This window comes from Paenibacillus antarcticus (assembly GCF_001637225.1).
GTDB classification, from domain to species: Bacteria; Bacillota; Bacilli; order Paenibacillales; family Paenibacillaceae; genus Paenibacillus_AQ; species Paenibacillus_AQ antarcticus.
In genome coordinates, this window is the sequence record NZ_LVJI01000002.1 from 216424 (window position 1) to 241803 (window position 25380).

Annotated in this window: 23 protein-coding genes; 20 read left to right on the plus strand and 3 right to left on the minus strand. The window is 41.4% G+C overall.

The window, feature by feature from the left end:
- Positions 1-127 precede the first annotated feature (127 nt).
- The 3 genes from PBAT_RS03835 (at position 128) to PBAT_RS03845 (ending at position 2631) form a co-directional block, all read left to right on the plus strand.
- Positions 128-1129 carry a restriction endonuclease gene (locus PBAT_RS03835; protein ID WP_084402816.1) on the plus strand — a complete coding sequence of 334 codons (1002 nt, stop codon included), beginning with the start codon at positions 128-130 and terminating at the stop codon, positions 1127-1129.
- A gap of 79 nt (positions 1130-1208) precedes the next feature.
- Positions 1209-1883, plus strand: coding sequence for a restriction endonuclease (locus PBAT_RS03840; RefSeq protein WP_068646752.1), 675 nt, complete (start codon positions 1209-1211; stop codon positions 1881-1883).
- A 37-nt stretch (positions 1884-1920) separates the two neighbouring features.
- Positions 1921-2631 carry a nuclease-related domain-containing protein gene (locus tag PBAT_RS03845; RefSeq protein WP_068646754.1) on the plus strand — a complete coding sequence of 237 codons (711 nt, stop codon included), beginning with the start codon at positions 1921-1923 and terminating at the stop codon, positions 2629-2631.
- Between the two features lie 133 nt (positions 2632-2764).
- Here the strand turns inward: PBAT_RS03845 and PBAT_RS03850 are convergent, their stop codons facing one another.
- A complete protein-coding gene (locus PBAT_RS03850; RefSeq protein ID WP_084402817.1) occupies positions 2765-3016 on the minus strand; it encodes a helix-turn-helix domain-containing protein in 252 nt (83 codons plus the stop codon).
- Between the two features lie 244 nt (positions 3017-3260).
- Here PBAT_RS03850 and PBAT_RS03855 point away from each other — a divergent pair, with 244 nt between their 5' ends.
- The 16 genes from PBAT_RS03855 (at position 3261) to PBAT_RS03930 (ending at position 20923) form a co-directional block, all read left to right on the plus strand.
- Positions 3261-3749 carry a hypothetical protein gene (locus tag PBAT_RS03855; RefSeq protein ID WP_068646756.1) on the plus strand — a complete coding sequence of 163 codons (489 nt, stop codon included), beginning with the start codon at positions 3261-3263 and terminating at the stop codon, positions 3747-3749.
- 202 nt (positions 3750-3951) lie between these two features.
- Complete coding sequence (locus PBAT_RS03860; RefSeq protein ID WP_068646840.1) at positions 3952-5097, plus strand: DUF418 domain-containing protein; 1146 nt, start codon at positions 3952-3954, stop codon at positions 5095-5097.
- Positions 5098-5136: 39 nt separating this feature from the next.
- A complete protein-coding gene (locus PBAT_RS03865; RefSeq protein WP_068646758.1) occupies positions 5137-6252 on the plus strand; it encodes a sensor histidine kinase in 1116 nt (371 codons plus the stop codon).
- Positions 6253-6254: 2 nt separating this feature from the next.
- Positions 6255-6860, plus strand: coding sequence for a response regulator transcription factor (locus tag PBAT_RS03870; RefSeq protein ID WP_068646760.1), 606 nt, complete (start codon positions 6255-6257; stop codon positions 6858-6860).
- Positions 6861-7447: 587 nt separating this feature from the next.
- Positions 7448-9190: an ABC-F family ATP-binding cassette domain-containing protein gene (locus PBAT_RS03875; RefSeq protein ID WP_068646762.1), complete on the plus strand. Its 1743-nt coding sequence runs from the start codon at positions 7448-7450 to the stop codon at positions 9188-9190.
- Positions 9191-9368: 178 nt separating this feature from the next.
- Positions 9369-9782 (plus strand): hypothetical protein, encoded by a 414-nt coding sequence (locus PBAT_RS03880; protein ID WP_068646763.1) that lies wholly within the window; start codon positions 9369-9371, stop codon positions 9780-9782.
- A 76-nt stretch (positions 9783-9858) separates the two neighbouring features.
- A complete protein-coding gene (locus PBAT_RS03885; protein WP_068646764.1) occupies positions 9859-10452 on the plus strand; it encodes a YdcF family protein in 594 nt (197 codons plus the stop codon).
- A gap of 84 nt (positions 10453-10536) precedes the next feature.
- Entirely contained in the window at positions 10537-11232 is a 696-nt protein-coding gene (locus PBAT_RS03890) for a response regulator transcription factor (protein ID WP_068646765.1), read from the plus strand.
- Complete coding sequence (locus PBAT_RS03895) at positions 11229-12599, plus strand: sensor histidine kinase (protein WP_068646766.1); 1371 nt, start codon at positions 11229-11231, stop codon at positions 12597-12599. The genes PBAT_RS03890 and PBAT_RS03895 overlap by 4 nt, the downstream gene beginning before the upstream one ends.
- 62 nt (positions 12600-12661) lie before the next feature.
- Positions 12662-13228 (plus strand): PepSY domain-containing protein, encoded by a 567-nt coding sequence (locus PBAT_RS03900; protein ID WP_068646767.1) that lies wholly within the window; start codon positions 12662-12664, stop codon positions 13226-13228.
- A gap of 130 nt (positions 13229-13358) precedes the next feature.
- Positions 13359-13964 (plus strand): PepSY domain-containing protein, encoded by a 606-nt coding sequence (locus PBAT_RS03905; protein WP_068646768.1) that lies wholly within the window; start codon positions 13359-13361, stop codon positions 13962-13964.
- 392 nt (positions 13965-14356) lie between these two features.
- A complete protein-coding gene (locus tag PBAT_RS03910) occupies positions 14357-15715 on the plus strand; it encodes an FAD-dependent oxidoreductase (protein ID WP_246168559.1) in 1359 nt (452 codons plus the stop codon).
- Between the two features lie 54 nt (positions 15716-15769).
- Positions 15770-17068: a citrate transporter gene (locus PBAT_RS03915; protein ID WP_248912402.1), complete on the plus strand. Its 1299-nt coding sequence runs from the start codon at positions 15770-15772 to the stop codon at positions 17066-17068.
- Between the two features lie 65 nt (positions 17069-17133).
- Positions 17134-19281, plus strand: a complete 2148-nt coding sequence (locus PBAT_RS03920; protein ID WP_068646770.1) for a hydantoinase/oxoprolinase family protein — start codon at positions 17134-17136, stop codon at positions 19279-19281.
- A 22-nt stretch (positions 19282-19303) separates the two neighbouring features.
- Positions 19304-19954: a hypothetical protein gene (locus PBAT_RS03925; protein WP_068646772.1), complete on the plus strand. Its 651-nt coding sequence runs from the start codon at positions 19304-19306 to the stop codon at positions 19952-19954.
- Positions 19955-20062: 108 nt separating this feature from the next.
- Positions 20063-20923, plus strand: coding sequence for a MurR/RpiR family transcriptional regulator (locus PBAT_RS03930; protein WP_068646774.1), 861 nt, complete (start codon positions 20063-20065; stop codon positions 20921-20923).
- A gap of 129 nt (positions 20924-21052) precedes the next feature.
- Here the strand turns inward: PBAT_RS03930 and PBAT_RS03935 are convergent, their stop codons facing one another.
- Together PBAT_RS03935 and PBAT_RS03940 are read right to left on the minus strand one after the other, a co-directional pair.
- Positions 21053-22090 (minus strand): HAMP domain-containing sensor histidine kinase, encoded by a 1038-nt coding sequence (locus tag PBAT_RS03935; RefSeq protein WP_068646776.1) that lies wholly within the window; start codon positions 22088-22090, stop codon positions 21053-21055.
- A complete protein-coding gene (locus tag PBAT_RS03940) occupies positions 22087-22761 on the minus strand; it encodes a response regulator transcription factor (protein WP_068646778.1) in 675 nt (224 codons plus the stop codon). The genes PBAT_RS03935 and PBAT_RS03940 overlap by 4 nt, the downstream gene beginning before the upstream one ends.
- Positions 22762-22955: 194 nt before the next feature.
- On the opposite strand from PBAT_RS03940, the gene PBAT_RS03945 reads away from it, so the two are divergent.
- A complete protein-coding gene (locus tag PBAT_RS03945) occupies positions 22956-25346 on the plus strand; it encodes an ABC transporter ATP-binding protein/permease (protein WP_068646780.1) in 2391 nt (796 codons plus the stop codon).
- Positions 25347-25380: the final 34 nt, after the last annotated feature.

The following is a 25380-nucleotide window of genomic DNA, read 5'->3' on the forward strand; positions in this document are numbered from 1 at the left end:
TCATTTTGTTTTACGGATAAGAATGAGGCGTTATTAAATACTTATGGGTGATAATTAAATTTGTTCAATTTAAATTTCGTTCTGTAAGAGAATGGCCTAAAAAGAGATGATTGAAAGAGGTGTGATTATGAGTAGGAAGATGTGGTTAGTTCGAGCAGGAGAAGGGGCATATCTCTTTGATGAATTTATTAATAAACAGGTAGTAGCGATAGGTTGGAATGAAGTTGGTGATCTTAAAGGAGCTACTTCAACTGGTGTGATTAAAAATTCCCTGAAAAAGCATTATCCCGAATATAAAGATGGCAAAGTTAATATTACAGCTGGGCAACTGTATAGGTTCGCTTGTGAGTTTAAAATACATGATGAAGTGATTACATATAATCCGGATGAACGCTTGTACTACTTAGGTAATATTGACTCTGAATATACATATAGTAATTCATTAATTTCAGATATGTCGCATGTGCGTAAGGTGACTTGGAAAGGTAAAGTGTTAAGAGATTCCTTATCTGTAAGTGCTAGGAATACGTTAGGATCTATCCTAACTCTTATTGCTATACCTGAAGAGGTAAGGGATGAGTTGCATAAATATTTGGGGTTAGAGGTACAAGTCAGTCCGACGGAAGTAAAACATGAGACAGAAGAGGGAGAGCTAGAGGTCATCAAGGAAGACGTTATCCTCAAATCTCATGAGTTTATCAAAGATAAAATAGTGAGCTTAGACTGGGAGCAAATGCAGGAGCTTGTCGCAGGTATTCTTAGGGGGATGGGATATAAGACACGGATATCTGCTAAGGGACCAGATCGTGGTCGAGATATATTGGCATCTCCTGATGGCCTCGGTTTGGAGGAGCCAAGAATCATCGCTGAAGTGAAGCATCGTGCGGGTCAGATGGGATCGAATGAAGTACGTAGTTTCACTGGAGGACTTAGACCAGGAGATCGTGGGATATACGTATCGATAGGTGGATTTACAAAAGAGGCGAAATACGAGGCCGAAAGATCGAATGTCCCATTATCTCTAATCGATCTAGATCTCTTGGTGGAGTTAATCATACAGAACTATGATAATTTTGATTCTGAGACAAGATCGTTAGTTCCTTTGAGAAAGATATATTGGCCTATCTAAGTTTATTTTTAGATAAGCCATACCCATCAAACATAAAGACACATTTGGTATATAAATTCAATCATCAAAGGAGAACATAATGGCAAAAACGTATTACGCGGAAGGTAGACAAATAGCATATGCACTACGAGCACTGTTTGTAATATTTACATTATCCTTCTATCTATTGTTCCCGAAATTACATTGGGGCATATTTGTAGCTGTTTTCTTCATTGGGATTATTGCTGCTGAATGGATTGGAGCTTCATGGACACGTAAGAGAAGAGTGGCTAAGAAGACTTCTACTAGTAAGACTACCAGTGTCACTTCAACTCGAAAAAATGTAACCACAAAGGAAAGTAAAGCAAGAGCTTCAATGAAGCTAACGGATCCACAGCTAATAACAGCGGATATTCACGCACTATCTGGAACGGATTTTGAAAGACTAATGGAGATGTACTATAAGGATCAAGGGTACTCAGTTGAACGAATCGGCGGGTCAGGGGATCATGAGGTAGATTTAATATTACGTGGTAAGGAAGGGTATAAGATTGCAGTGCAGTGTAAGCGCTGGAAGCAGAATGTCGGTAATGATATTGTTCTTAGATTAAAGGCAGGGAAACAAGTGCATGGTTGTTATGATGCATGGGTTGTGACGACTAGCAATTTCACAGTGAAAGCTAGAGAGGCTGCTGAAAGCCTAAATATTAAATTGATTAATGGAATTGCCTTAGAGAATAAGCTGAATACTTGGAAAAAGAAGAAACGGAGTTGAGGTTCCAAGAATACATATGAGTGGAGCATCAATGACCATGTTGAAAAAACTATTATCTATGTTTAAATCCTCACCAGCTCCGAAGAAGAAACAGAAACCAACGACAAGTAAACCTACAACAGCCCTAACTAAAGCAAATCCCAAAATACAACCAACTCGGATTGGTGAACTGGGCGAACATAAAATTAATATTCAGCTCGATCAGCTTCCGAAGGGATGCAAGTATTTAAGCGACTTAATGGTGGTGAACACCAAGTCTCGTACGGGTTATTCGCAGATTGATCATGTGGTGATCACACCTCGGGGTCTATTTGTGATTGAGACTAAGAACTATAATGGTGAGATCAAGGGCAAGCGGGCAGAAAAGTCATGGACGGTGAGTAATCGGTTTAAAATGTATAATCCATTCATGCAGAACTATGGTCATATTCAGGCTATTAAAAGTTATCTACCGAGTTATACAGAAGTTAGATACATCTCACTGGTTTCCTTTACTATGCGTTGCCGTTTTAGTATTGATCCTGAACTTAGACAAATCCAATCGGATGATCTCATCGTCTATGACGTCGAGTTATCCGAATATATTACGCGAAAGCTACTTCGAATTCAGGCAGAGCAACCAGACAAGGTATTATCTGAATCGGATATTCAGATGATCTATGATTCTCTAATAGAAGCGAACATCACAGATCTAAGTGTTAGGGCAGAGCATATTGAAAAGGCTAGTAAATCGAATCCAAATAAGTAACATAAAAGATACTAACACTTGAATAATACATACTAAAAAAGCTGATTGGAATTCCAATCAGCTTTTTGCTAGTTACCTATGTAGAAGAACTGGGGAACACAAACTATAATTCAATCTCTAAAGTATAAAATAGTTATTCTTTCAATTCCATCTCGAAATTCTCTATGAGAACGGATGGTTTAATATGTAATGCATTGGCTAGAGAGATAATAGTAAGTAAAGAAGGAGCCTTTTCACCGTTCTCGAGTTCACTAATATAAGACCGATCGACACGGGAATATAAACTGAGTTCGTCTTGGGTTAGTTGGTTCACTTTTCGAATCTTCCGAAGGGCCCTTCCAAATGCGAGGAGTTCATTTAACTTCTTCTTATCATTAGTTGCCAACTTTAAAACCCCTTTTTGATAGTTAAAGATAATCATATGCCATTTCATAGGGATATTTCTGTAGGCTATTGCCTACAAATTATAAAGAGTGATATGATACATATATTGTAAATATTAATAATGATAGGAAGATAGCAATTTCCTCACTTCTAGAATGACCCATTAACATATGTATTTTAGCATTATGAAATATATATTATACCTCAATATAATCGAATAATAACGGAAGTAGGAGCTGAAGCATATGAATAACCTAACCTTCATGGCTGAATGCAGAGATAAGACAAACAAGATGACTAGAACACAGGGCTATAGCTCAACTCAATCTAAGACTATAAGTAATCTACATAATCTCTCACAGATCCATATGAATTGTACACTTCTATTTATACATCAGCACTCACCTCATGTGTGTATTATATTTAGCGATAGAGCATTAAAGTCCATGCTTCAGGCGCTGTACATGAAAGAGAATAATAGTGTGTTTCCTCCGTATTCATTATCACTGGAAGATGTGGTGGAGCTTACAGTTCAAGAGTCAGGTCCTGAGTTGGATACCGTGATGTTTATTCATTCCATGCACTTTCTAGCAAGTCTTATAGATATCTCTCTCATTGAGCAGATGGAAACAGCGTATCTTAAGAGACTGATGCAGAGAGTGGACGATGTATTAATTCAATTATCAGCAAGAGTCACAAACCATCCTTCAGAACAATATCACTCCATTTTCTAGTAACATAGAAGATATTTGTACTTGAGTTATTTAGATATATAAGTAAGGGGACTTTGTTTGGCTATATGCCATTCAAGGTCTCTTTATTTGAGACCGAGTATTTATGACAGTGTCATATCAAATTGCTGACTGTCGTGAATATCGTACCCATTCGTTCAGAGATACAATGAAGGTACTTATTGACGAGGGGATGATTGACGCAATGGAGAGGGACAGTGGAAGAATTCGCTTGCTAGATATATTGAGAGGTTTTGCTGTGTTAGGTACACTTGGAACAAATATTTGGATATTGGCACACTTGGGGGATTTGAACTATATATTTTCCTTTAATCACAATGCATGGTGGGCTTCAATCCAAGATTTCGTAAGAAATTTGGTGTTGTTTCTAGTAAATGGCAAGCTCCTTGGCTTGTTAACCATTATGTTCGGAGTAGGACTTGAGATGAAGTATCAGCAGGCATTAAGAAGAGGTACCGCTTGGCCAGGTGTATATATATGGACATCCATTATACTTATGGTGGAAGGATTCATCCACTTCATCCTTGTGTTGGAATATGATATTCTGATGAGCTATGGCGTAACAGCGATCATTGCAGCTTTTATTATCAAAGGCGGTGATCCCATCATGCGGCGCGTGATGAAGATTGCTGGCGGACTGCATGGGGGAATCATGCTCCTTCTATTGGTTCTTGGAATCTACCTTGGCTTAACCGGGGCTAATATTTCTTTAGGAAATATGAATGAGACTATATTATTATATAGAGATGGCAGCTGGGTTCAGCAAGTGCAGAATCGGTTTGCAAATTTTGTTATGTTGCGTTTAGAAGTCATTTTCGTTATTCCAATGAACATTTTTCTGTTTCTATTAGGGATTCGTTTAATGAGATCCGGGACGTTTGCTCCTGATGAGAATGGGAGACAGCAAAGAAAGAAACTACTTCATTTCGGACTATACATGGGTATTCCGTTGAATTTACTTATATTTGTACCAGGCGGCTACTTTGATTTACCCGTCCGTTATTTATTTGCACCCATTCTTTCGCTCGGATATATTGCGTTGATTGCTAAGTTAGTAGAAGCTAATCAGAAGCTTTGGCTGTGGAGTAGACTTGAGCAGGTAGGCCAAATGTCACTCAGCTGCTATGTACTTCAGAATGTGATTGCTACAGTAATTTTCTATGGATGGGGCTTCGGTCTTGGGGGCAAAGTCGACTCCATAACGATTGTGTTTATATGGCTAGGCATAAGCTATGTTCAGGTTATATTTGCATCCCTATGGCTGAAGCGCTTTAAGTATGGTCCAATGGAATCAGCACGAAGGTTTACTTCTAATCTATTAAGCAAATAGTTAGCAGAATGATTATACAAATAAGGTGTGCATCTAATCATGTTGAAGAAGATTTACCCCGCAGATCAGATTGAGAAATATCTATTTATTGATTTGATCGCTGTCATATTTCTAATTTATCGCGTTGTCATGTCAGAATGGGCCATCCACTTTGCAGTCAAACTATTATTCATCGCATTATTTGTAGCTTGTTATTATATTGGCTTATGGCATCGGGATTGGCGTTTACTCGTGGGCAGTCTCGTGGGATGCCTGTTAATTGTAGCACTTAGCATGTACGTCGATAGTTGGCTACTACTGTATGGCTTTGTGTTTGCAAATCTGCTTGGCAGAGCGTATCACAAGTGGATTATCAGTGTAGGGATGGCTGGAATCATAGTTATGTTTATGGTGTTCTGCTGGATCAATGAGGGTAGCCCAATTGGAATGTTCACACCCACGTATTTCCCAACCCTTATTGCTCAGCTTGTCACACCCATCGTTATTTATACAAGAACGAAGGCTAATTTCTTGAAAGAAAAGCTTGATATAGCCAATGCTCAGCTTGAGCGTTATATTCAAGAGGAGGAAAGAAGCCGGATCGCAAGGGACCTACATGATACGCTCGGGCAAACGTTGACGATGATTAAATTAAAGAGCGAGTTAACGTTAAGATTGGTCGATAAGAACCCAGAGAAGGCTAAGGATGAACTGAATGATATTGTGAACACATCCCGATTGGCTTTACAACAAGTGAGAGAACTAGTTACGGATATGAAATTTATATCTCTTGCGAAAGAATATGAATTATCAAGGGATATCTGTCACAAGGCTGGGATTGAATTGATCGTAAACAATAAAGAGTCTAGATCTCTGCTAACCAATGTGGCTGAGACGATGCTGGCGCTTTCCGTCAGAGAATCCATTACTAATATTATTAAACATAGCGAAGCTAAACATTGTACAATCAGCCAACTCGAACAAGATGAGTATTATCATATTCAAGTGAGCGATGATGGGAATGGCAACCTAATGGAGGGGCAGGGCAACGGGATTCAATCTATTAGAGAACGTATGGCTTTGCTGCAAGGAGAAGTTCATATTGTGGCATATCCAAACAATGGAACTGCGATTACCTTAAAAGTTCCACTGATGAGGAATAGGAAGGTGAAGTAGGCGTGATACGTGTAGTCATAGCAGAAGATCAACAACTTCTTCGAGGGGCATTGATCTCTTTATTATCCTTAGAAGATGATATTGAAGTCGTAGCGGAAGCAGCGGACGGTCAAGCAACGTGGGAGGCTATTCAGCAATATCAGCCGGATGTTTGTTTACTCGATATCGAGATTCCCTTACTTACGGGTCTTGAAATTGCCGAGAGACTTAGACAAGAGGGGAGCACATCGAAAATCATTATTGTGACCACGTATGCCCGCCCTGGTTTTTTGCAAAAAGCAATGGCATTGAAGGTAGAGGGCTACTTATTAAAAGATGAACCGATTGATTTCTTAATTGACTCCATTCGTAAGGTAATGGCGGGTGAGCGGGTCGTAAGTATGGATTTAGCAGCGGCGCTTTTTCTTAAGGAAGAAAATCCGCTTACCGAGCGAGAAACAGAAGTGCTGCGGATGGCACAAGAGGGGCTGACGACTAAGGAAATCGGAAAGAGAATATTTCTAACAGACGGAACAGTCAGGAACTACTTGTCTTTAGCCATTCAAAAGCTTGAGGTAGAGACCAGACAGCAAGCCACCGAGAAAGCACGTGATCAAGGTTGGATTTGAAATATAGACCATTTGCCAATAGATAGATTAAAGTATTGTGCACATTTACATATAATAGACTAGTAGGAATCGAATTCCATTCATTATTACATCAGTAGGCATCGTGTCCAGTTATATCATTTACTCTTCCAACTCGATATTTTCTATGAGAATGGATCATTCAATATGTAATGCTTTAGCTAGTGAGATAATGGTGAGTAAACGATACTTAATAATCAGTTCAGAAAGGTATGATTTTGTCTAAAACTTCTTGTGTAATTATGCAGAGCTTTTAGCATTTTGAGAGAAGAGAAAAAATATAAATGGGTTGAAGTCACAGTAATACATCTGAATGAATAGATGTTACAACCTCTAGGAATTATAATGGAGAGATTACAGGCAAGCCTCTTCATTCTAACGATCAACCCCACACGCTTATCATATTGTTCTAAGTTGTCTATTTCCATCTCACGAACAACTTTAATCTAAATTGATTGTAGTTGGCTGTAAACAGTGTTATTCTAACAACTCAACGATAAACTCACAATCTATGCTCCTCATTACATCTAACAATACTCACTAATTTAGTTATAAAGAAAGGTAACACTATGATAAAAGTCGATAACTTATCCTTCTCATTTCCGCAAAAAGAACTATATAACAACATTTCATTTACGCTTGAAGAGGCACAACATTGTGCTTTTATAGGAACAAGTGGCAGTGGGAAAAGTACACTGATCGATATATTGATGGATCCAGAAAGATATATGTACGAAGGCAAGCTAGAGATGGACCCAACTTGCACAATCGGGTATGTAAGTCAGTTCTCACAACTAGACAGAACGAAAGAAACAACCGTGTTCGAATATATAGGTGAAGAGTTTATTAAGATACAGAATGAAATAAATATGATTTGCACGGAGATGGAAACATCAACGGATATTGATCCGTTACTAGAAAAATATCAACTAGCTTTAGATGTATTTGATGCAATGGATGGGAATGATTTTGAGAGCAACATTCATAAGCAACTAAATCTAGCCAACCTCATGAAGCTAAGAGATGTTAAGGTATCCGACCTGAGTGGTGGGGAATTCAAACTTATTCAAGTGATGAAGGAAATGCTGAGTAGTCCAGACTTAATGATTATGGACGAACCCGATGTATTTTTAGACTTTGAGAACCTAAATGCGCTTAAGAATCTTATTAATTCTCACAAAGGCATACTGCTAGTTGTTACGCACAACAGATATCTATTGAATCATTGTTTCAACAAAATGTTGCACCTTGAGAACATGGAGATCCAAGAGTTTGATGGACGATTTATTGATTATAACTTCTCATTACTTCAGACGAAGATCGAGTTACAAGAACTCACAGTCGCTGAGGGTGAAGAAATTGAGAGAAATGACATCATAATTGATAATCTTAGAAGTATCGCAGAATATAATTCAGAAGCATCTAGAGGGAGAGCGCTCAAAGCTAGAGTTAAATTTCAAGAAAGATTGGAAGCACGTAGACTTAAAGCGCCATTCGTAGATATTAAGCAACCGAATATTAGCTTAGATATTGATCATGAACTGGAAGAAGACACCACGGTTATAAATGTCAGTAATTATCGTGTTGCCTTTGATGAGTTGCTGTTAGAAAATGTGAACTTTGAGATCAAATCTACGGATAAAGTAGCCCTGATCGGTGCAAATGGTACTGGGAAAACGACTTTGCTTCGAGATATCTTTAACAATAGTCATGAATCCATTGAAATAAATGCTGATGCTAAAGTGGCTTATTTATCTCAGCTTCAAGGCGAAGTTCTAAAGGATTCTAATACCATACTAGAAGAATTCATCGATGCTGGGTTTGAAACGTATGATGAGGTTAGATCATATATTTCACACTATGGCTTTGAAGGCGAAATCGTTAATCAGAAGATTGAATCTTTATCTGGTGGAGAAAAAAACATACTTCAATTGGCTAAAGTCTCTGCCAGTAAAGCAAACGTATTGCTTCTGGATGAACCGACAAGTCATTTAGACACCTATACACAAATCGCACTAGAGAAAGCCATTGAAGAGTATAAAGGTGCGATTCTCATGATTTCTCATGATTTCTATTCTGTGGTAAATGGGATGGATTATGTGCTAATCATTGACGATAAGACGATTAGAAAAATGAAAATGAAAAAATTTAAACAGATGATTTATGCTAATCATTTTGATCGAGATTATTTAGAAAAGGAACAAAACAAAAAAGCACTTGAAACGAAAATAGAATTGGCTTTAAAAGATACTAATTTTGAACTTGCTAAAGTATTGGTTGATGAGCTTGAAGAACTGATTAAGTTGCTTTAAGAGTATAGAGGAACCGATTCTCTACTCAAAATAAGTAACATACAAGATACTAACAATTGAATAAGGGATACTAAACAGGCTGATTGGAATTCTAATCAGCTTTTTTGCTAGTTACTTATGAAACAAAGCAACCACATGCAACGTCATAGTACACAATAACATAAAGGGGATGCTTATGATGAAGAGAGCGGTATTGGGCTTGTTAATGTATACTCTAATCCTTATGCTTATCAGTGGCTGTTCGGAACAAGCTGTAGATGGTGATATCCTCAAAGGATTGGAAGCATCGCTCGAAACCCAAGGGATCAGCATGCAGCAGGAAGGAAGGCAGTCAAGCGATGCTCTTGAAAAGGTCTACCCATACAAATTTACAATTCAGGCTGACCCTAAGAGCGAGGATTATATACTGGTATACTTATTTGATGGGAATAACCAGGTAGAACAAGCGATTAAGAACCAACACTATACGATAACAAGCTTAACGAAATTTGCGAATATTACGAATGCTAATGTATTGGTCGTATATTTCGCACCATCCGGAGATTTGGATAAATATCAGAAGAAGATTGAAGATGCCGTCAACCAACTATGAAAATACTAATAAATTGTAACTCTGAAGGAGAACATTATGGTGAAAACATATAACGCTGAAGGTTGCATGGTTTAGGATGATAAAGGTGTTAGGTAAGTTAGCCTTCGTTATGATAGTCGTGATTCTTGTTCTGATAAGTTACTCAGCATACCGTATTTGGTCTTTCGGTGATAAAGTTGAATTAGTTAAGTCTGATGCGGCTATTGTACTCGGTGCGGCTGCTTGGGATGGTGAACCATCTCCTGTATTACGTGAAAGGATAAATCACGCGATTTGGCTTTATGAGAATGGTTATGTGGATACAATCATATTTACAGGTGGTAGAGGCGATGATGATAAAGTTGCTGAATCAGAGGTTGCGAGAGATTATGCCATTAACAATAATGTGGATGCAGAAGATATCCTTATTGAAACCCAATCAAGAATTACAGAAGAGAATCTCAAATACGCTTATGATATAGCTTCCAAACATAACTTGAAGACATTCACGATCGTTAGTGACCCATTACATATGAAACGTGCAACTTTAATTGCTGAAAGGATGGGAATGAAGACATACTCATCACCGACACAAAGTTCGGTATATCAGACATTACACAGTACAATCCCTTTTCTATGTAGAGAGGTATTCTTCTATATTGGTTATATTGTAAGTTTGCCATTTCGGTAAACGATTGTTCTGGATACGATTCATTGATTATCCTTTTCAAATAATGACATGACATCATACGAGATCAGAACGGGGGCGTTAGCATTGAGTGAATACATACTGATCGTAGAGGACGAGGAAAGAATCGCTAGGGTTCTTGAGATTGAGTTGGAATCCGAAGGGTATCGCGTGGCTAAGGCAGGCAATGGATTAGATGCGTTGGAAATGTATCGTGCAGGTGGGATAGATCTCATTCTGTTAGATGTGATGCTTCCAGGGATGAGTGGGATTGAGTTGCTAAGGAAAATTAGGGTTAACGATTCACAAATATCTATTTTACTTCTGACGGCGAGAGGTTCCATTGAAGATAAGGTGTCAGGTCTTGATCTAGGGGCTAACGATTATATTACGAAGCCGTTTGTTATTGAAGAACTGCTCGCTCGTGTGCGTGCTGCTTTAAGATTGCGTTCTCTTCAGATGGAGCAAGTGATCCCAGAGCAGTGGCTAAGTGTAGGCAATTTGAAGTTGAACGAAAGCACGAGGGAAGTGTTTAGAGGGGATGATACGATTGATCTAACCCCACGTGAATTCGATTTACTTGTGTATCTTCTGAAGAACCAGCGGCAAGTGTTGGGCAGAGAACAGATATTGTCTGCCGTATGGGGTTACGATTATTTCGGAGATACGAATGTCATTGATGTATATATACGTTATGTACGCAAAAAGATTGATCGTACTGGCGATTCGGACCTCATTCATACGGTTCGGGGTGTTGGGTATGTTCTCAAGGACAGTCCATGAGACTACGTAGCAAAATACATTTATATTCGTCTGTGTTGTTTGCCATATTACTAATTGTCATGAATTTAGCTACATACTATACGTTTAGTCAATTGTCAGTCAATAACCAAGTAGATCGTGCAGAAGCTCAGACGCTACAAGTTGCTAACGCGATGCGTCAGGCTGCGGGGGAGATTCCCACACAAGATTTATTGCGTGGATATGTACCCGTTGACGGGATGATTCGAATGTTAGGACCCAATGGGACGAGTCTTGCTCCCGTTACTTCAGTGTCTCAACAAGATCTCAGTAAGCAGAAGGTCATATATGACACAATCAAGCGGGTTCAAGTCATGGACGTTCTAGATCAGAGATATATCATGGTGTCCATACCTGTGATCTGGTCGAATGGTGAAGTGATGAATGTTCAAGTGACGGAAAGTATACAAGGCACGATGGATACACTTCAAGTTCTGCGGGTCGTGCTCATCATCGTTACATGTATTGCGCTCATTCCTGTATTGTTCTCTATCCGCTTACTGGGTCGAGTTATCATGAAGCCAATCCGTGCGATGACCCTAACGATGCAAGAAATTCGACGTAGTGGGCGTTTCAAAAAGTTGAAGTTAGAGGGACAATCCAAAGATGAGTTGATGGAAATGGGTATGACATTTAATGATATGATACAGCTTCTTGAGAGTAATTATAAAAGCCAAGAACAATTTGTAGCCAATGCATCGCATGAACTTAAGACCCCTCTGACGATTATCGAGAGTTATGCCAGTCTATTGAAAAGAAAAGGGCTGGATCGCCCAGAACTATTCAATGAATCCATTGAAGCCATTCATTCGGAAGCGATTCGAATGAAAGAAATGACAGAACAGCTCCTATTGCTTGCTAAGCATAAGGAGCAATGGAATATCAGCATGGAGGTATTGGATCTCTCGGAATTAGCAATGGGGTCAGCTAAAGCATTCCGAAATGCGTATGGTAGGGAGATCCATGTGAATGGGCAACATGAAGTGTTTGGCTATAGTGATGAGAGTAAATTGAAGCAGTTGTTATTTATCTTTTTGGATAATGCTCAGAAGTATAGTGATGATCGTATCGTAGTTGATGTTGGATCATTAAAGGGTGAGGGCTATATACGTATTGTTGATCGTGGAATTGGGATTGCTAAGGATAAGTTACCTCTTGTGTTTGATCGATTCTACCGAGTGGATGCGGCGAGAAATAGACAGGGTGGGGGCGTAGGACTTGGTCTTTCCCTAGCTGTAGAGATAGCAGAAGCGATCGGAGTACGTATTGAGCTTCATAGTGTGGAAGGGGAAGGAACGACTGCAGAGATATGGATACAAAGAGAAGTAACGAAGATCGGCTTGTGCTGATTCTCACCGTATTCTAACCCCATACCTTTATATTAAGGATATATGAACGGAGGTGATCACGAATGAACAAAAGAATCGTACGGATGTCGGTCGTTGTACTGATTCTTCTGGGATTAGCAACGATTGGATTAGTATGGAAACCATGGACTAGCTCACCTGTTCTTTTATCAGAGGAGGAAGTCGTTCGGGATGTGTTAGTACAGTATCCAGGTGAGATTGTGAGTACAACTCTTGAGAATGATGCATATGTCATACAGCTTCAGAGAGAGAAGGGTCTTTACGAGCTGAGGGTAGATGGAGATGAGGGGGAAATCACATCGATTGAACGCTTAGAAGCTGTTGTCACTGATGAGATAATACCGGATGTGGTTGAACCAACTAAGAATCCTATCACGGGTACGGATAAAGGAGTAAGAACGTTGGTTACCAGAGAAGAAGCTATCGCTTTATCTCTTAAGCAGGTACCTGGTATTGTGCGTGAAATGAAGTTCAAAGATAAGGATGGAAGTGGATATTATCTTGTGGAGATTGAAACAGATGATGGACGTGAAGCGGTAGTACAGGTGAATGGGATTTCGGGTGTGATCATGTCGGTGACTTGGGACGATGATGACGACATTGAAGATTAGAAGAACAATCATTATATAATCCATACAGATGCCCTTCTCATCAAATTCTAATGTTGCTATCTCTTTGCTCTCATTTGGTAAGGGTATATTGAGAATATAAAAGAAAGTAACATATGAGGAGGAACATGAAATGAAGATGAAACAGAAAATAGGTGCTGGTGCATTACTAGCTATTATTGCAATCGGTGGAGTATACGGAGTAGGAAGTGTACAAGCTGCTAATTCTAGCACAAGTAACAGCACGCAGAAGCAAGTTATTGGAGTTGAGCTAGCAGAACAAAAAGCACTTGCTCTAGCTAAGGGTCAGGTCGAGAGCATTGAGCTTAAGAAGAAGAATACGCAGGTGTATTACAAGGTCGAGATCGATCAAGGACAGAAGGAAATTGACGTGTTAATCGAGGCATATACAGGTAAGTCTCTAGGGGTTAGAAGTGATAACGACGATGATGACGAAGACGATTATAAATATACGAACGATACATCTACTGCGATTGACTCTATGATTGGAGCTAGTAAAGCAAGTGCTATCGCAGTGAATCATCTCAAAGGAACATTTATCGAAGTTGATCTAGATCGTGATGATGGTAGACTGGTCTATGAAGTTGAATTGAAGATAGATGGCGGAACTGCTGAAGTTAAGGTGGATGCGAAGACGGCTAAGATTGTTTCTGTCGATAAAGATTTTGACAATGATGACGATGATGATGATCAAGACGACAACCATAATGACGACTAAAATGTGATCAATAAATACAAGAACCAGAACTCATATGATTGAGCACTGGTTCTTTTTTATTTGAATGGAGCTGGTTAAGACCCTTCTCACAACGTCAAGTTCAGGCTCAGAAACGATCATCTAAGAATCTAACCAGAACCCGCAGCATATAAATAACTTAACAATCACAATCTCTAAATACACGGTCACACCAGACCGATTATCATCCTTGGGAGAGCGTAAGCAGGTATGAATTCTGCTTACGCTCTCCCAAGGCTTTTTTCTTAGTAAATAATTTTCTATATTTAAGTTTATTTAGAAAATAATATCCTGAAAGCATTTACATTTTGAAGGTGGTTTGTTAATCTATGATCAAGAAATGATTAATCATGACCTAAAGGGAGTGAAGGAGATTGGGAAATAATCAACTATATGACGTTGTCGTGATGGGCGGAGGCATCTCTGGCGCTATGGCCGCGATTGCTGCTTCTAGTACAGGAGCAAGGACACTGATTGTAGAATCGCAGGGTTTCTTAGGAGGAACGTTAACATCCAATGGGGTAGGTCCAATGATGACGTTTCATGCAGGTGAGAAGCAGGCGATTCAAGGATATACGGACCAACTTATTGAGCGACTGAAGAAACTGGGTAAATCGCCTGGACATATCGTGGATACGGTAGGTTTTACGTATTCGGTTACGCCATTTGATGCAGAGGCCATGAAGCATGAATTGGAGTTAATGGTAGTGGAGAATGGCGGCGAAATTTTATATCATACGATGTTGGGTGATGTGAAGACAGAGGACGGAACGGTTGTCAGTATTACCGTCTGCAATAAATCGGGACTAAGTGAAATTCATGCCTCTGTATTCATTGATGCTACGGGAGATGGCGATTTATCTGCTAGAGCGGGTGTCGATTATACAATAGGCAGAGAGTCTGATGGGGCGACCCAGCCGATGACACTGAATATGAAGATGTACAACGTGAATATTCCTAGAGTGAAACAATACATACATGAGCATCCGGATGATTTCCCACTGTATAACGGGGATACATCCATTATCGAGACATCGTCACGGTTATCTGTAGGTGGCTTCGATAGTCTATTCAGAGAAGCGAAGGCCAAGGGAGAAATATCGATCCCACGTGAGAACATTCTGTTCTTTGAGACGAACAACCCTGGCGAAGTTATTCTGAATACGACTCGAATTTTGGGCCATGATGCCACAGATGCGATTAGCTTGAGTAAGGCTGAAATGGTAGGACGTAAGCAGTGTCGGGAGCTTGAATTGTTCGTACATAAATATATTCCTGGCTTTGAGAATGCTGTCGTAGAATATACAGGTCCATCCATTGGCGTCCGGAGTTCAAGACAGATCAAAGGCATATATACGCTCACGGCGGAGGACCTTCTTGAACAGCGCAAATTCGAAGATACGATTGCTCATTCGGGCTATCCGATCGATATCCATAGTCCCGACGGTGAGGGAACGAAGCACCAGAAGCTGGTATGGGGCGGTATGTACAGTATTCCTTACTCCTGTATGATTACCGAGTCGGTGAAGAACCTGATTGTTATTGGCAGATGTATTTCAGCGACCTTTGAGGCCCAGGCAGCGATGAGAACAACCCCTACAACAGGAGCCATTGGTCATGCCGGAGGTGTTGCGGCAGCGTTAGCTGTTCAGAAGGGGACTACAGTTCAAGATGTGAACATCAAGGATGTGCAGGCTGTTCTGAAAGAACAGGGTGCCTACCTGGAAGTATAGACTAGCGAATGGATAGGGAATGCAAGTGTAACCAATATGAGAGGGGAGATTGGTGTGACATCTTTAATGTGGGTTCAAGCCATCGGGATTTTGGTCATTTTTTTAGTATTTATTGGGTTAATGATGACGAGGAAACTGCCTACCATTCTTGCACTTCCCACTATGGCTATACTGTTTGCGGTGATCGCAGGGGTTCCATGGATGTCGAACGATCCAGAAGCGACGACAATAGCCAAGACCATTCTATCTGCGGGATCGATGAGACTTTCTGGTGCGATCGCAGGTCTAGTGTTCGGTGCCTGGTTCGGTCAAATTCTCAATAAAGTTGGCATTACGAAATCGATCATTCGAAAAGCCGCTGAACTTGCTGGTGACAAGCCGCTGATCATTGCAATCCTATTTTTTGTTACCGCTTCCATTATCTTTTCTGCGGCAGGTGGCCTAGGTATGGTGATCTTGGTCGGAACGATTGTTATTCCAATTATGCTGACAGCGGGAATATCGCAGTTCGTTGCTTCTATCGTCGTCCTATCGGGGGTCGGTGTGGGTGCATTGTTCAACGTATCTACATGGGCGGTTTATGTTGATGTACTGGGTCTGTCTGTTCAGACGATTGCGGATTATACACTGGTTGCCGCATTGCCATTAATTATAGTCTCCTTGGCGATGATTGTCTTTTATATTCGAATAGACGGCAAGGGACGCAAAGCATGGGCGATGCCTACGGGCGCTAGCACCGGAGGGGATGGTCGTAAGGTTCCCACCATTGCGCTGATTAGCCCACTCGTTCCCGTCATTCTTGTCTTTGCATTCAAGCTCGATATCGTGCCCGCGGTTATTATAGGTGCGATTGTAACGATTATTCTGACGTTACCGAAGCGCCCAATTCATGTGCTATCCAGTGCGCTTGTAGAAGGAATCCAAGATATTGCAGGAGCACTGGCCCTGATGATCGGCATTGGTATCTTGCTCAATTCGGTCATGGCGCCACAAGTAGCATCGCTCATTTCACCACTCATTGAGAGTGTGCTTCCAAGTAGTCCGTGGATGTACGTTATATTCTTCACGCTGTTATCGCCACTTGCGATCTACCGCGGACCTCTAAATGTATGGGGACTCGGTAGCGGTATTGCTGCCCTGTTCGTAACGGCTGGTATGACACCTATAGCCGCGATGCTTGCCTTGCGTGTTGTCAGTAACGTCCAAGCGGTATCCGATCCGACGAACTCACATAATGTTTGGGTAGCAGATTTCACGAAGAGTGATATCAATGAAATTTTGAAAAAGACGTTGCCTTGGATGGTGGTGGCTGTTCTTATTTCCATGGTTATCGGATCATTCATGATCTTCTAATGGGTGAGACTATTTCGGGCAGGGCCCTTTGCGGGCTCCTGCCTGTCATTTAGGAGGAGCATATGATGGACAGAAGAAAGGTTAGAGTAGGGATAGATGTTGGAGGTACATTTACGGATGCTGCTGTGATAGACAATGAAACATATGAAGTCATTACTAAGATGAAAATACCGACCACTCACCACGATGAAGATGGCGTGGCGAAAGGGATCGTTCAAATTTTGAATCAAATTCTGGAGAGTCAGGGTATTCTACCAGATGATGTCACCTTTATTGCACACGGAACGACGCAGGCAACGAATGCACTACTAGAGGGTGACGTGGCACGAGTTGGTATTATCGGGATGGGCTCTGGGCTAGACGGTATAAGTGCCCGTTCGGAATCCAATCCGGGGAATATTGAGCTCGCTCCGGGCAAATATTTGAAGACGTATCATACGTATCTGGACTCAAAGAACTTGAAGGAGGAAGATATTGCTGCGGCAATAGATGATCTAGCGAAGCAAGGGGCAGAAGTCATTGTAGCGTCTGAAGCGTATAGTGTAGACGATCCGACGAATGAGCTTCGAGTGGTTGAGATCGCGCATAAGAAAGGGATATATGCGACAGGAGGCCATGAAATTTCTCAGCTGTACGGATTGAAGACACGAACCAGAACGGCAGTTGTCAATGCATCGCTCATTCCCAAAATGATGGAGACTGCCAACATGACAGAGAAATCCGTCAAGAACGCGAACATCAAATCCCCACTGATGATTATGCGATGTGATGGTGGCGTGATGAGTATTGATGAAGTACGTAAGCGTCCCATTCTCACGATGCTTTCGGGTCTTGCAGCAGGCGTTGCGGGGGCATTGATGTACGAGAAGATCTCAGACGGGATATTCTTCGAGGTCGGCGGGACAAGTGTGGATATATCTGTCATTAAGAACGGGAAGGTCATGATTAAGAATGCCCAGGTCGGTGGACATCGAACGTATCTGCAATCGCTGGATGTTCGTACCCTTGGTATTGCCGGAGGAAGCATGATTAAAGTAGCCAATGGGAGAATCATTGATATTGGACCGCGAAGCGCACACATCGCGGGCAAAGAATATGAGGCATTTGCTCCAAGTGATCAGATTGTGCAGCCTAAAGTGAAGTTTATTAGTCCCAGAGATGGAGACCCACAGGAATATGTGATTTGTGAAAGTGGGAACGGGAAGGACTATTCCTATACATTGGCTGGTGCAGCTAACATTCTTGGATACATTCCTGAAGGAGATTATGCGGAAGGTAACAAGGTATCGGCAATCAGTGCGTGGGAAGCACTTGCTGCGCATGTCGGATTGACGGTCGAGGAAGCAGCCAGAGCGGTCATGAATATTGCGATCGATAAGACGATGAAGACAGTGAATGACATGATTGAAGATTATGAATTGGACAGATCCTTCGTGACCTTGGTTGGCGGAGGCGGGAGTGGGGCGGTGCTTGTTCCGGCAATGGCTGAGCGAGAGCATATGAAATTCAGAATCGCCAACAATGCGCCTTATGTGTCCACGATTGGTGTTGCATTGGCTATGGTCAAGGAGCAGCTTGAGAGAACGGTTGTCAATCCGACCGAGGGTGATATTAAGCGAATACGTGCCGAAGTGCTAGAGCGAATCGTCAAATCAGGTGCTAGTGAAGACACGGTTGAGGTTACGATTGAAATCGATAGTCAGAAGAACATTCTGCGTGCCATAGCCACAGGTTCAACGGAGCTTCGGTCTAAGGAGTTAGGGCAGGAGGCCATGTCTATAGAGGATATGCGTACGACAGCAGCCCAATCGGTAGATCAGCCAGTAGAATCAACGGTGTTGGCGGCACAGACAGGGAGATGGAGTGTTTTTAGCAATGAGCGTGTGAAGAAATCATTCTTTGGTCTGATGAAGAAGAGAACGACATATGCCAGCGTCCTTGACCGTGAAGGTGTTGTTCGTTTCAAGAAGGGGAATGTTCAATTCACGAAGATTACGAAGTCCCAGTTCGGAGGATACCTCGGTGAATTTCTGGATGACAACACGATATATTCCGATGCCAATGCGACTATACCGAAGGCATTTGTCTTTTATAAAGAGAAGATGTTAGATCTAACAGGAATGCAGACGAAGGAGCAGTTGATGTCGATTCTGGAGATCGAGACGGAGATGTTGGTAGCGGAAGACGAACTGATTGTCATAGCCTACCAATAGGAAGGGGAGAACGGTCGTGTCGATGCGAGAAGTGATAGACGTACTCTCAGATGAAATGCTGGCTTGTGCGGAGCTTGAACAGGATCCTTTATTTCATCGAATACCTAAGGAACAAATTCCGTATTATGTGAGGTCGTCGCTAGACATGGGCAGGCAGATGGCAGCAGGTTATATGGGAACCTCGGTGAGATCGCTATGTCAGCGAGAAGGACTGAAGCATGAAATCACGAGCAAGTCAGGCAAATTCCATAACGTCTCTTTTCGCGCACAAATTGATTTTGCGAAGGATCCGCCAGAAATAATGATCTATTCTTCTTCCTTATCAGAGATGCAGCAGGCTCTTGAGAGCGTTATGGGTCATCAAGAGAGTCCGGATCTAGATCGGCTCATCGATATTCATTTGGCGCATGAATTCTATCATTACCTAGAGTACAAGTCTGGGAGATTTACTAATGAACTTCTGGAACCGATAGACGTCTTAAAGCTTGGATTCTATACGAAAAGGTCAAGCGTAGTGAAATGTAGTGAAATTGCAGCCCATGCTTTCTGCAAAGAGATTATGGGACTTCCCTACCTGCCGAATTTGCTAGATTACGTCTACCTCATAGAGAATAAGACGATGTCTATAGAACAATTTAGGCACAGCATGCAAGAATGGAATAATTGGGTATGATTTACCATGTTCAACTCTCAATACCTTATGTGGTGTGATATAATGATGGATGCTAGCGGGGATTACTGAAATAGCCGTATTCCATCGTTAGATAAGGAGGAGAGGTTCATGTCTTCACAGGTTCCAGCGGTCATTGCAAAGATCGTATCGCAAACACAAAAGCTTACATATGGTGAGAATCAGATCGCCAATTATGTCATTCATAATCCAGAGTTTATTACTAGTAATACGATCACGGCCATTGCCAATGAGATTGGTGTGTCGGAGACGAGCATTAACCGATTCTGCAAGAAGGTAGGCTTCAAAGGCTTTATTGATTTTAAAATCGCTTTTGCCCAAGACGCCTTTTACCGGGAAATGCAGTCCAAGAAGAAAGAGAGACGCGAGATCAATGCCATTGATGCGCTCGCACTGGATTACAATGAACTGATCTTAAATACTTCGGCACTCGTTACGGAGGAGCAACTCCATCGCGTTGTGGATATTCTGAAGAATTCGCGCAAAATTTATTTGTTCGGTCTGTTCGACTCCTATCTGGCGGCTATCGCATTAAAGAATCGGTTAGCCATTATTGGTATCATGTCCGAAGCGATCAGTGACAGCAGAGCGATGAAAATTGCAGCCTCACAGTGTAATTCCGAAGATGTCATCATTGCCTTCTCTCGCTCGGGTTCGAGCAAAGAGATTGTGGATGGCGTGTCCATAGCTCATATGAATCAGGCGAAGACGATCGCGATAACCTGCTACTATGACTCTCCCATTACGGAGAACGCGGATGTCGATATCATCGTCCCGGACAAAATATCCGTGAATAACAGCGCGTTGATGTCCAATCATATTACCTTCTTGTTTGTTGTGGATTTGATTATGGGTGTGTTCATTTCCTCCGACAAAACATATTTGAAGAAGAAGCTAGATAGTGAAGCAGTAATGTCCCGTGACCAATCCATTACGAATTACTTCCTATAATTCGGGTGAAGGGCACTCTTTCAGATATGATATCTGTGAGAGGGTCCTTTTTTGATGTGTCAGATGCATTTTCTATCCCTGGAGGGGATGGGGCACTGACTGTAATCTATCGAGAATCATATGCCCCCCTCACTCCACAGGCAACTTGACCGTAAAGGTCGAGCCTTCTCCCAATGCACTTCTAACGTCAATCGTACCGCCGCATAAGTTGATAATACGACTAACTAGAGGGAGACCGAGTCCGTTACCTTCACGAGATCTGGCATGATCTCCTTGGTAGAATTTCTCGAAAATATGTTTCTTCACACTCTTTGTCATGCCTATACCCGTATCTGAGATGGTTACGGTTATACAGTGCTCATTAGAGGTAAGACTAACCGATATTTCTCCGCCTTCTGGTGTGAATTTAATCGCATTTCCGAGCAGGTTTAACCACACTTGCATCATTAGTTCTTCGTTACCATGATACACACGCTTCGCAAGCTCAATGTTCAGTGTCAGTTCTTTAGGGGACCATATCGGTTCTAGTAGTAATAAAGCTTGGCGGACTTGTTCATCTAATCGATACGCTGCTTTGTCTGAGATCACTTCTTGGTTCTCGAGCTTGGAGATCTTGAGGATATTACCAGACAAGGTAGACAATTGCCGTGCGCTACTTACAATCATCCCGGTATATTCGTCATGTTCTTCCTTCGTGATGGTCTTATCTTGCAATAGCGTGGCATAACCTTCAATGGCTGCGATGGGTGTCTTGAATTCGTGAGATACGTTGACAACGAAATCATTCCGAAGTGTCTCTATGCTCTGTAACTCTTGAACCATAATATTGAAATGATGCGCGACTTCACTGATCTCACTGACTCGATGAGATTCATTTAGATGAATATCGAAGTTGCCGTTGGCTATTTCTTTAGCCGCATTGCTGAAATCTGTAATAGGGGACAATATTTTCTTGCCTACATATAAGGTGATGATGTAACCGGTGATCAGACTAATCAGCATAATGATTAGAATAGGTGGAAAGGGAATCCTACCATGGATATTAAAATTGCCGTAGCGAAAATAGATCAACGCTAAGAGAGCCATAAGTAATGAGGATGCAAGCATACTTACAAAGACTAAGGATACTAGAGACCACCACAGACTTCTATTGTTGTTCTTGATCATACTAATTTCACCGCCTTATAACCAAGACCTCTGACCGTAATGATCTCGAAATCGGGACATCCCTTAAAGCGTTCTCTCAATCGGTTAATATGCACAACCACCGTATGTTCGTCGGATTCCGTATCCATCCCCCAAATTTCATCCATCAGCTGTTGCTTGGTGAAGATCTTGTTCGGATAAGATATTAATTTATATAGAAGATAGAATTCTTTCTGTGGAAGTATAATCCGCTCATCATGTTGAACGACCGTCAAAGAATCATATTCTAAGAGGCTATTACCACATACAATCTTGCGATCATTGATAATTTGGGCTCGGCGAAGTAGTGCACTGACACGAAGGATCATCTCGTTCACATCAATGGGCTTAACCATGTAATCGTCAATTCCAATGAGATAACCTTTTTGTTTGTCCGTAAAGCTTTCTTTTGCTGTTACCATTAAGATCGGAAGATTAAAGTTGGCTTCTCTAAGTATTCTAGTAAGCTCATAGCCATCCATATGAGGCATCATAATATCACAGATAATCAAATCGATATATTCCTTATCTAGTAAAGTGAGAGCATCTGCACCATCTTCAGCAGATAGTGCACGGTAACCATTTCTAGTTAGAACGGTACAGAATAGCTGGCGTAATGTATGGTCATCCTCGACCACAAGGATATTAAACATAAGGTTACCTCCACAAGGCTTTATTAGTGTAAGTTTCTACGAAGATAAGTATAACTCATATAGATAAAGTGAATATCAACCGATCAAATGTGACTTTATGAATAGGTCGAGTTGAGGTTTAGTTTATATTGGTTTGCTATCGTGTATGTATACCATTAAAGAGAGCTTGGATATGGGAAGGGAGAATCATCTTTATGTTGCAGTTGAACAATATCGTCAAGAGCTATAAGACAGGGGATTTCACCCAGGTAGCATTGGATAAGGTGAGTCTTAATTTCAGGGAAAGTGAATTTGTAGCGATCCTTGGACAGAGTGGTTCTGGTAAGACTACCTTATTAAATGTGGTCGGTGGACTGGATCAATATGACAGTGGAGAGCTTATTATCAATGGACAATCCACCAAACATTTTCAAGATAGCGATTGGGATGCATACCGTAATAATAGTGTTGGCTTTATATTTCAAAGTTATAATCTGATTTCGCACTTAAGTATCGTGGATAACGTAGAGATGGGGATGACACTTAGTGGTGTTTCTACATCTGAGAAGAATAAGAAGGCTATGGAAGTGCTAGAGAAAGTCGGATTGAAAGACCATGTGCACAAGAAACCGAATCAGTTGTCTGGAGGACAGATGCAACGGGTTGCGATTGCTCGCGCTCTAGCGAATAATCCAGACATTATTCTAGCAGATGAACCAACAGGGGCGTTGGATTCTGAGACTAGTGAACAGATCATGGAGTTAATCAAGACAATTGCAGAAGATAAGCTTGTCATCATGGTGACTCATAATCCCGAATTGGCAGAACAATATGCGGATCGCATTATCAAATTCTCTGATGGAAAGGCCATATCAGATACTAATCCTCTAGCTAATCAGAAGGCAACATCCAATTATACGCTCAAAAAAACGAGTATGAATTTCCTAACCGCATTAAAGCTGTCGGGTAAGAATATTGCTACTAAGAAATGGCGAACTGGACTGACCGCATTTGCCTCGAGTATTGGTATTATCGGTATTGCGTTAATTCTATCCTTGTCGAATGGGTTTGATAAGCAGATCAGTTCCTATGAAACAGGGGCTATGTCGAGTTTCCCGATTACGATCAGCCAGTCCGCTATGAACATTGATCTAGCCGAACGTGGCGTAGTAGCGGGGACAGATCTTCCATCTTATCCGACTGAGAAGAAGTTGTATCCGTATGATCCGACTGCGAATTCAATCGTTCATAACAATGTGCTGACAACTGAGTATTTAGCGTATTTGAATAAGATTGATCCTACGTTAATTGATGGGATATCTTATACACGTACAGTGAATATGAATATGCTAAAGTCAGACGGGGTTAAAGCGACCACGGTCGATAAGGGGAGTATTACCTTTTCGTCTTATCCTAGTAAACAAGGGGCTGCCACGGGAAGCTACTTGGAACAATACTACGATGTGCTTGAGGGAAATTTCCCAACCAAGAAGACGGATCTTGTACTGATTGTGGATGAGCATAATCGATTGACCGACGCGTCAATGAGTGCATTGGGGTTGAACTATGACGTAGATAGTATTAACTTCACTGATCTGATCGGTTATGAGTTGAAGCTAGTGATGAACAATGACTATTATAAGAGAAATGGTGAGTTATTCTCGGTAAATGGCACAGCTTCGAATTTGATAGATATGTATAACAGCGACAAAGCGGCAAGCTTAAATATTGTTGGTGTGATTCGCGCTCAGGAAGGATCGACGATGTCGACGTTATCAGCAGGAATCGCATATTCTGATGACCTTGCAACTTATTTCATTGAAGATGCGAAGAATTCAGATATCGTATTGGCACAACAGGAAGCTGACCACAATGTTCTGACAGGGCAACTCGTATCTCAAGATATTGCTGGAAGTGGTACATCAGGAATGGCTTCACCTGGGACGCTAATGGATAAAGGAATGGCCAACACGCTAGGCGCATCTGCCTCTTCGAATACGCCTACCAAAGCTGAGGTACTTGCCTCTTTGGGAGCAACCGAGATTCCAACGTCGGTGTCGTTGTATCCGATTGATTTTGGTGCTAAAGAATCGATCATTCATTATTTGGATGAATGGAATACAAATTTGGATACCAAAGACAAAGTGATGTACACTGACCTTGCAGCCATTGTCACAAATGTTTCGGGAAGCATTATGGATGGTATTACGCTAGTGTTGGTTGCATTTGCGGCGATTTCTCTTGTGGTATCGCTTATCATGATTGCTATTATTACCTATATATCCGTGATGGAAAGAACGAAGGAGATCGGTGTTCTTCGTGCCTTAGGTGCTAGAAAGAAAGATATCACGCGAGTTTTTAATGCAGAGACCTTTATTATTGGTGCTTGCTCAGGGGTTCTTGGGATCGGAATCACATATCTATTAACGTTCCCAGTTAATGCGATACTGTATAATCTCACAGACCTTAAGAATGTGTCTCAACTTGATCCGGTTCATGCGATAACACTTGGAGTTATTAGTGTAGTGCTTACGATGCTCGGTGGGTTTATTCCTGCTAAGATGGCAGCGAAGAAGGATCCAGTAACGGCTCTACGTAGCGAGTAATTCAGATATACACAATCAAGACCGTTAATTAGGA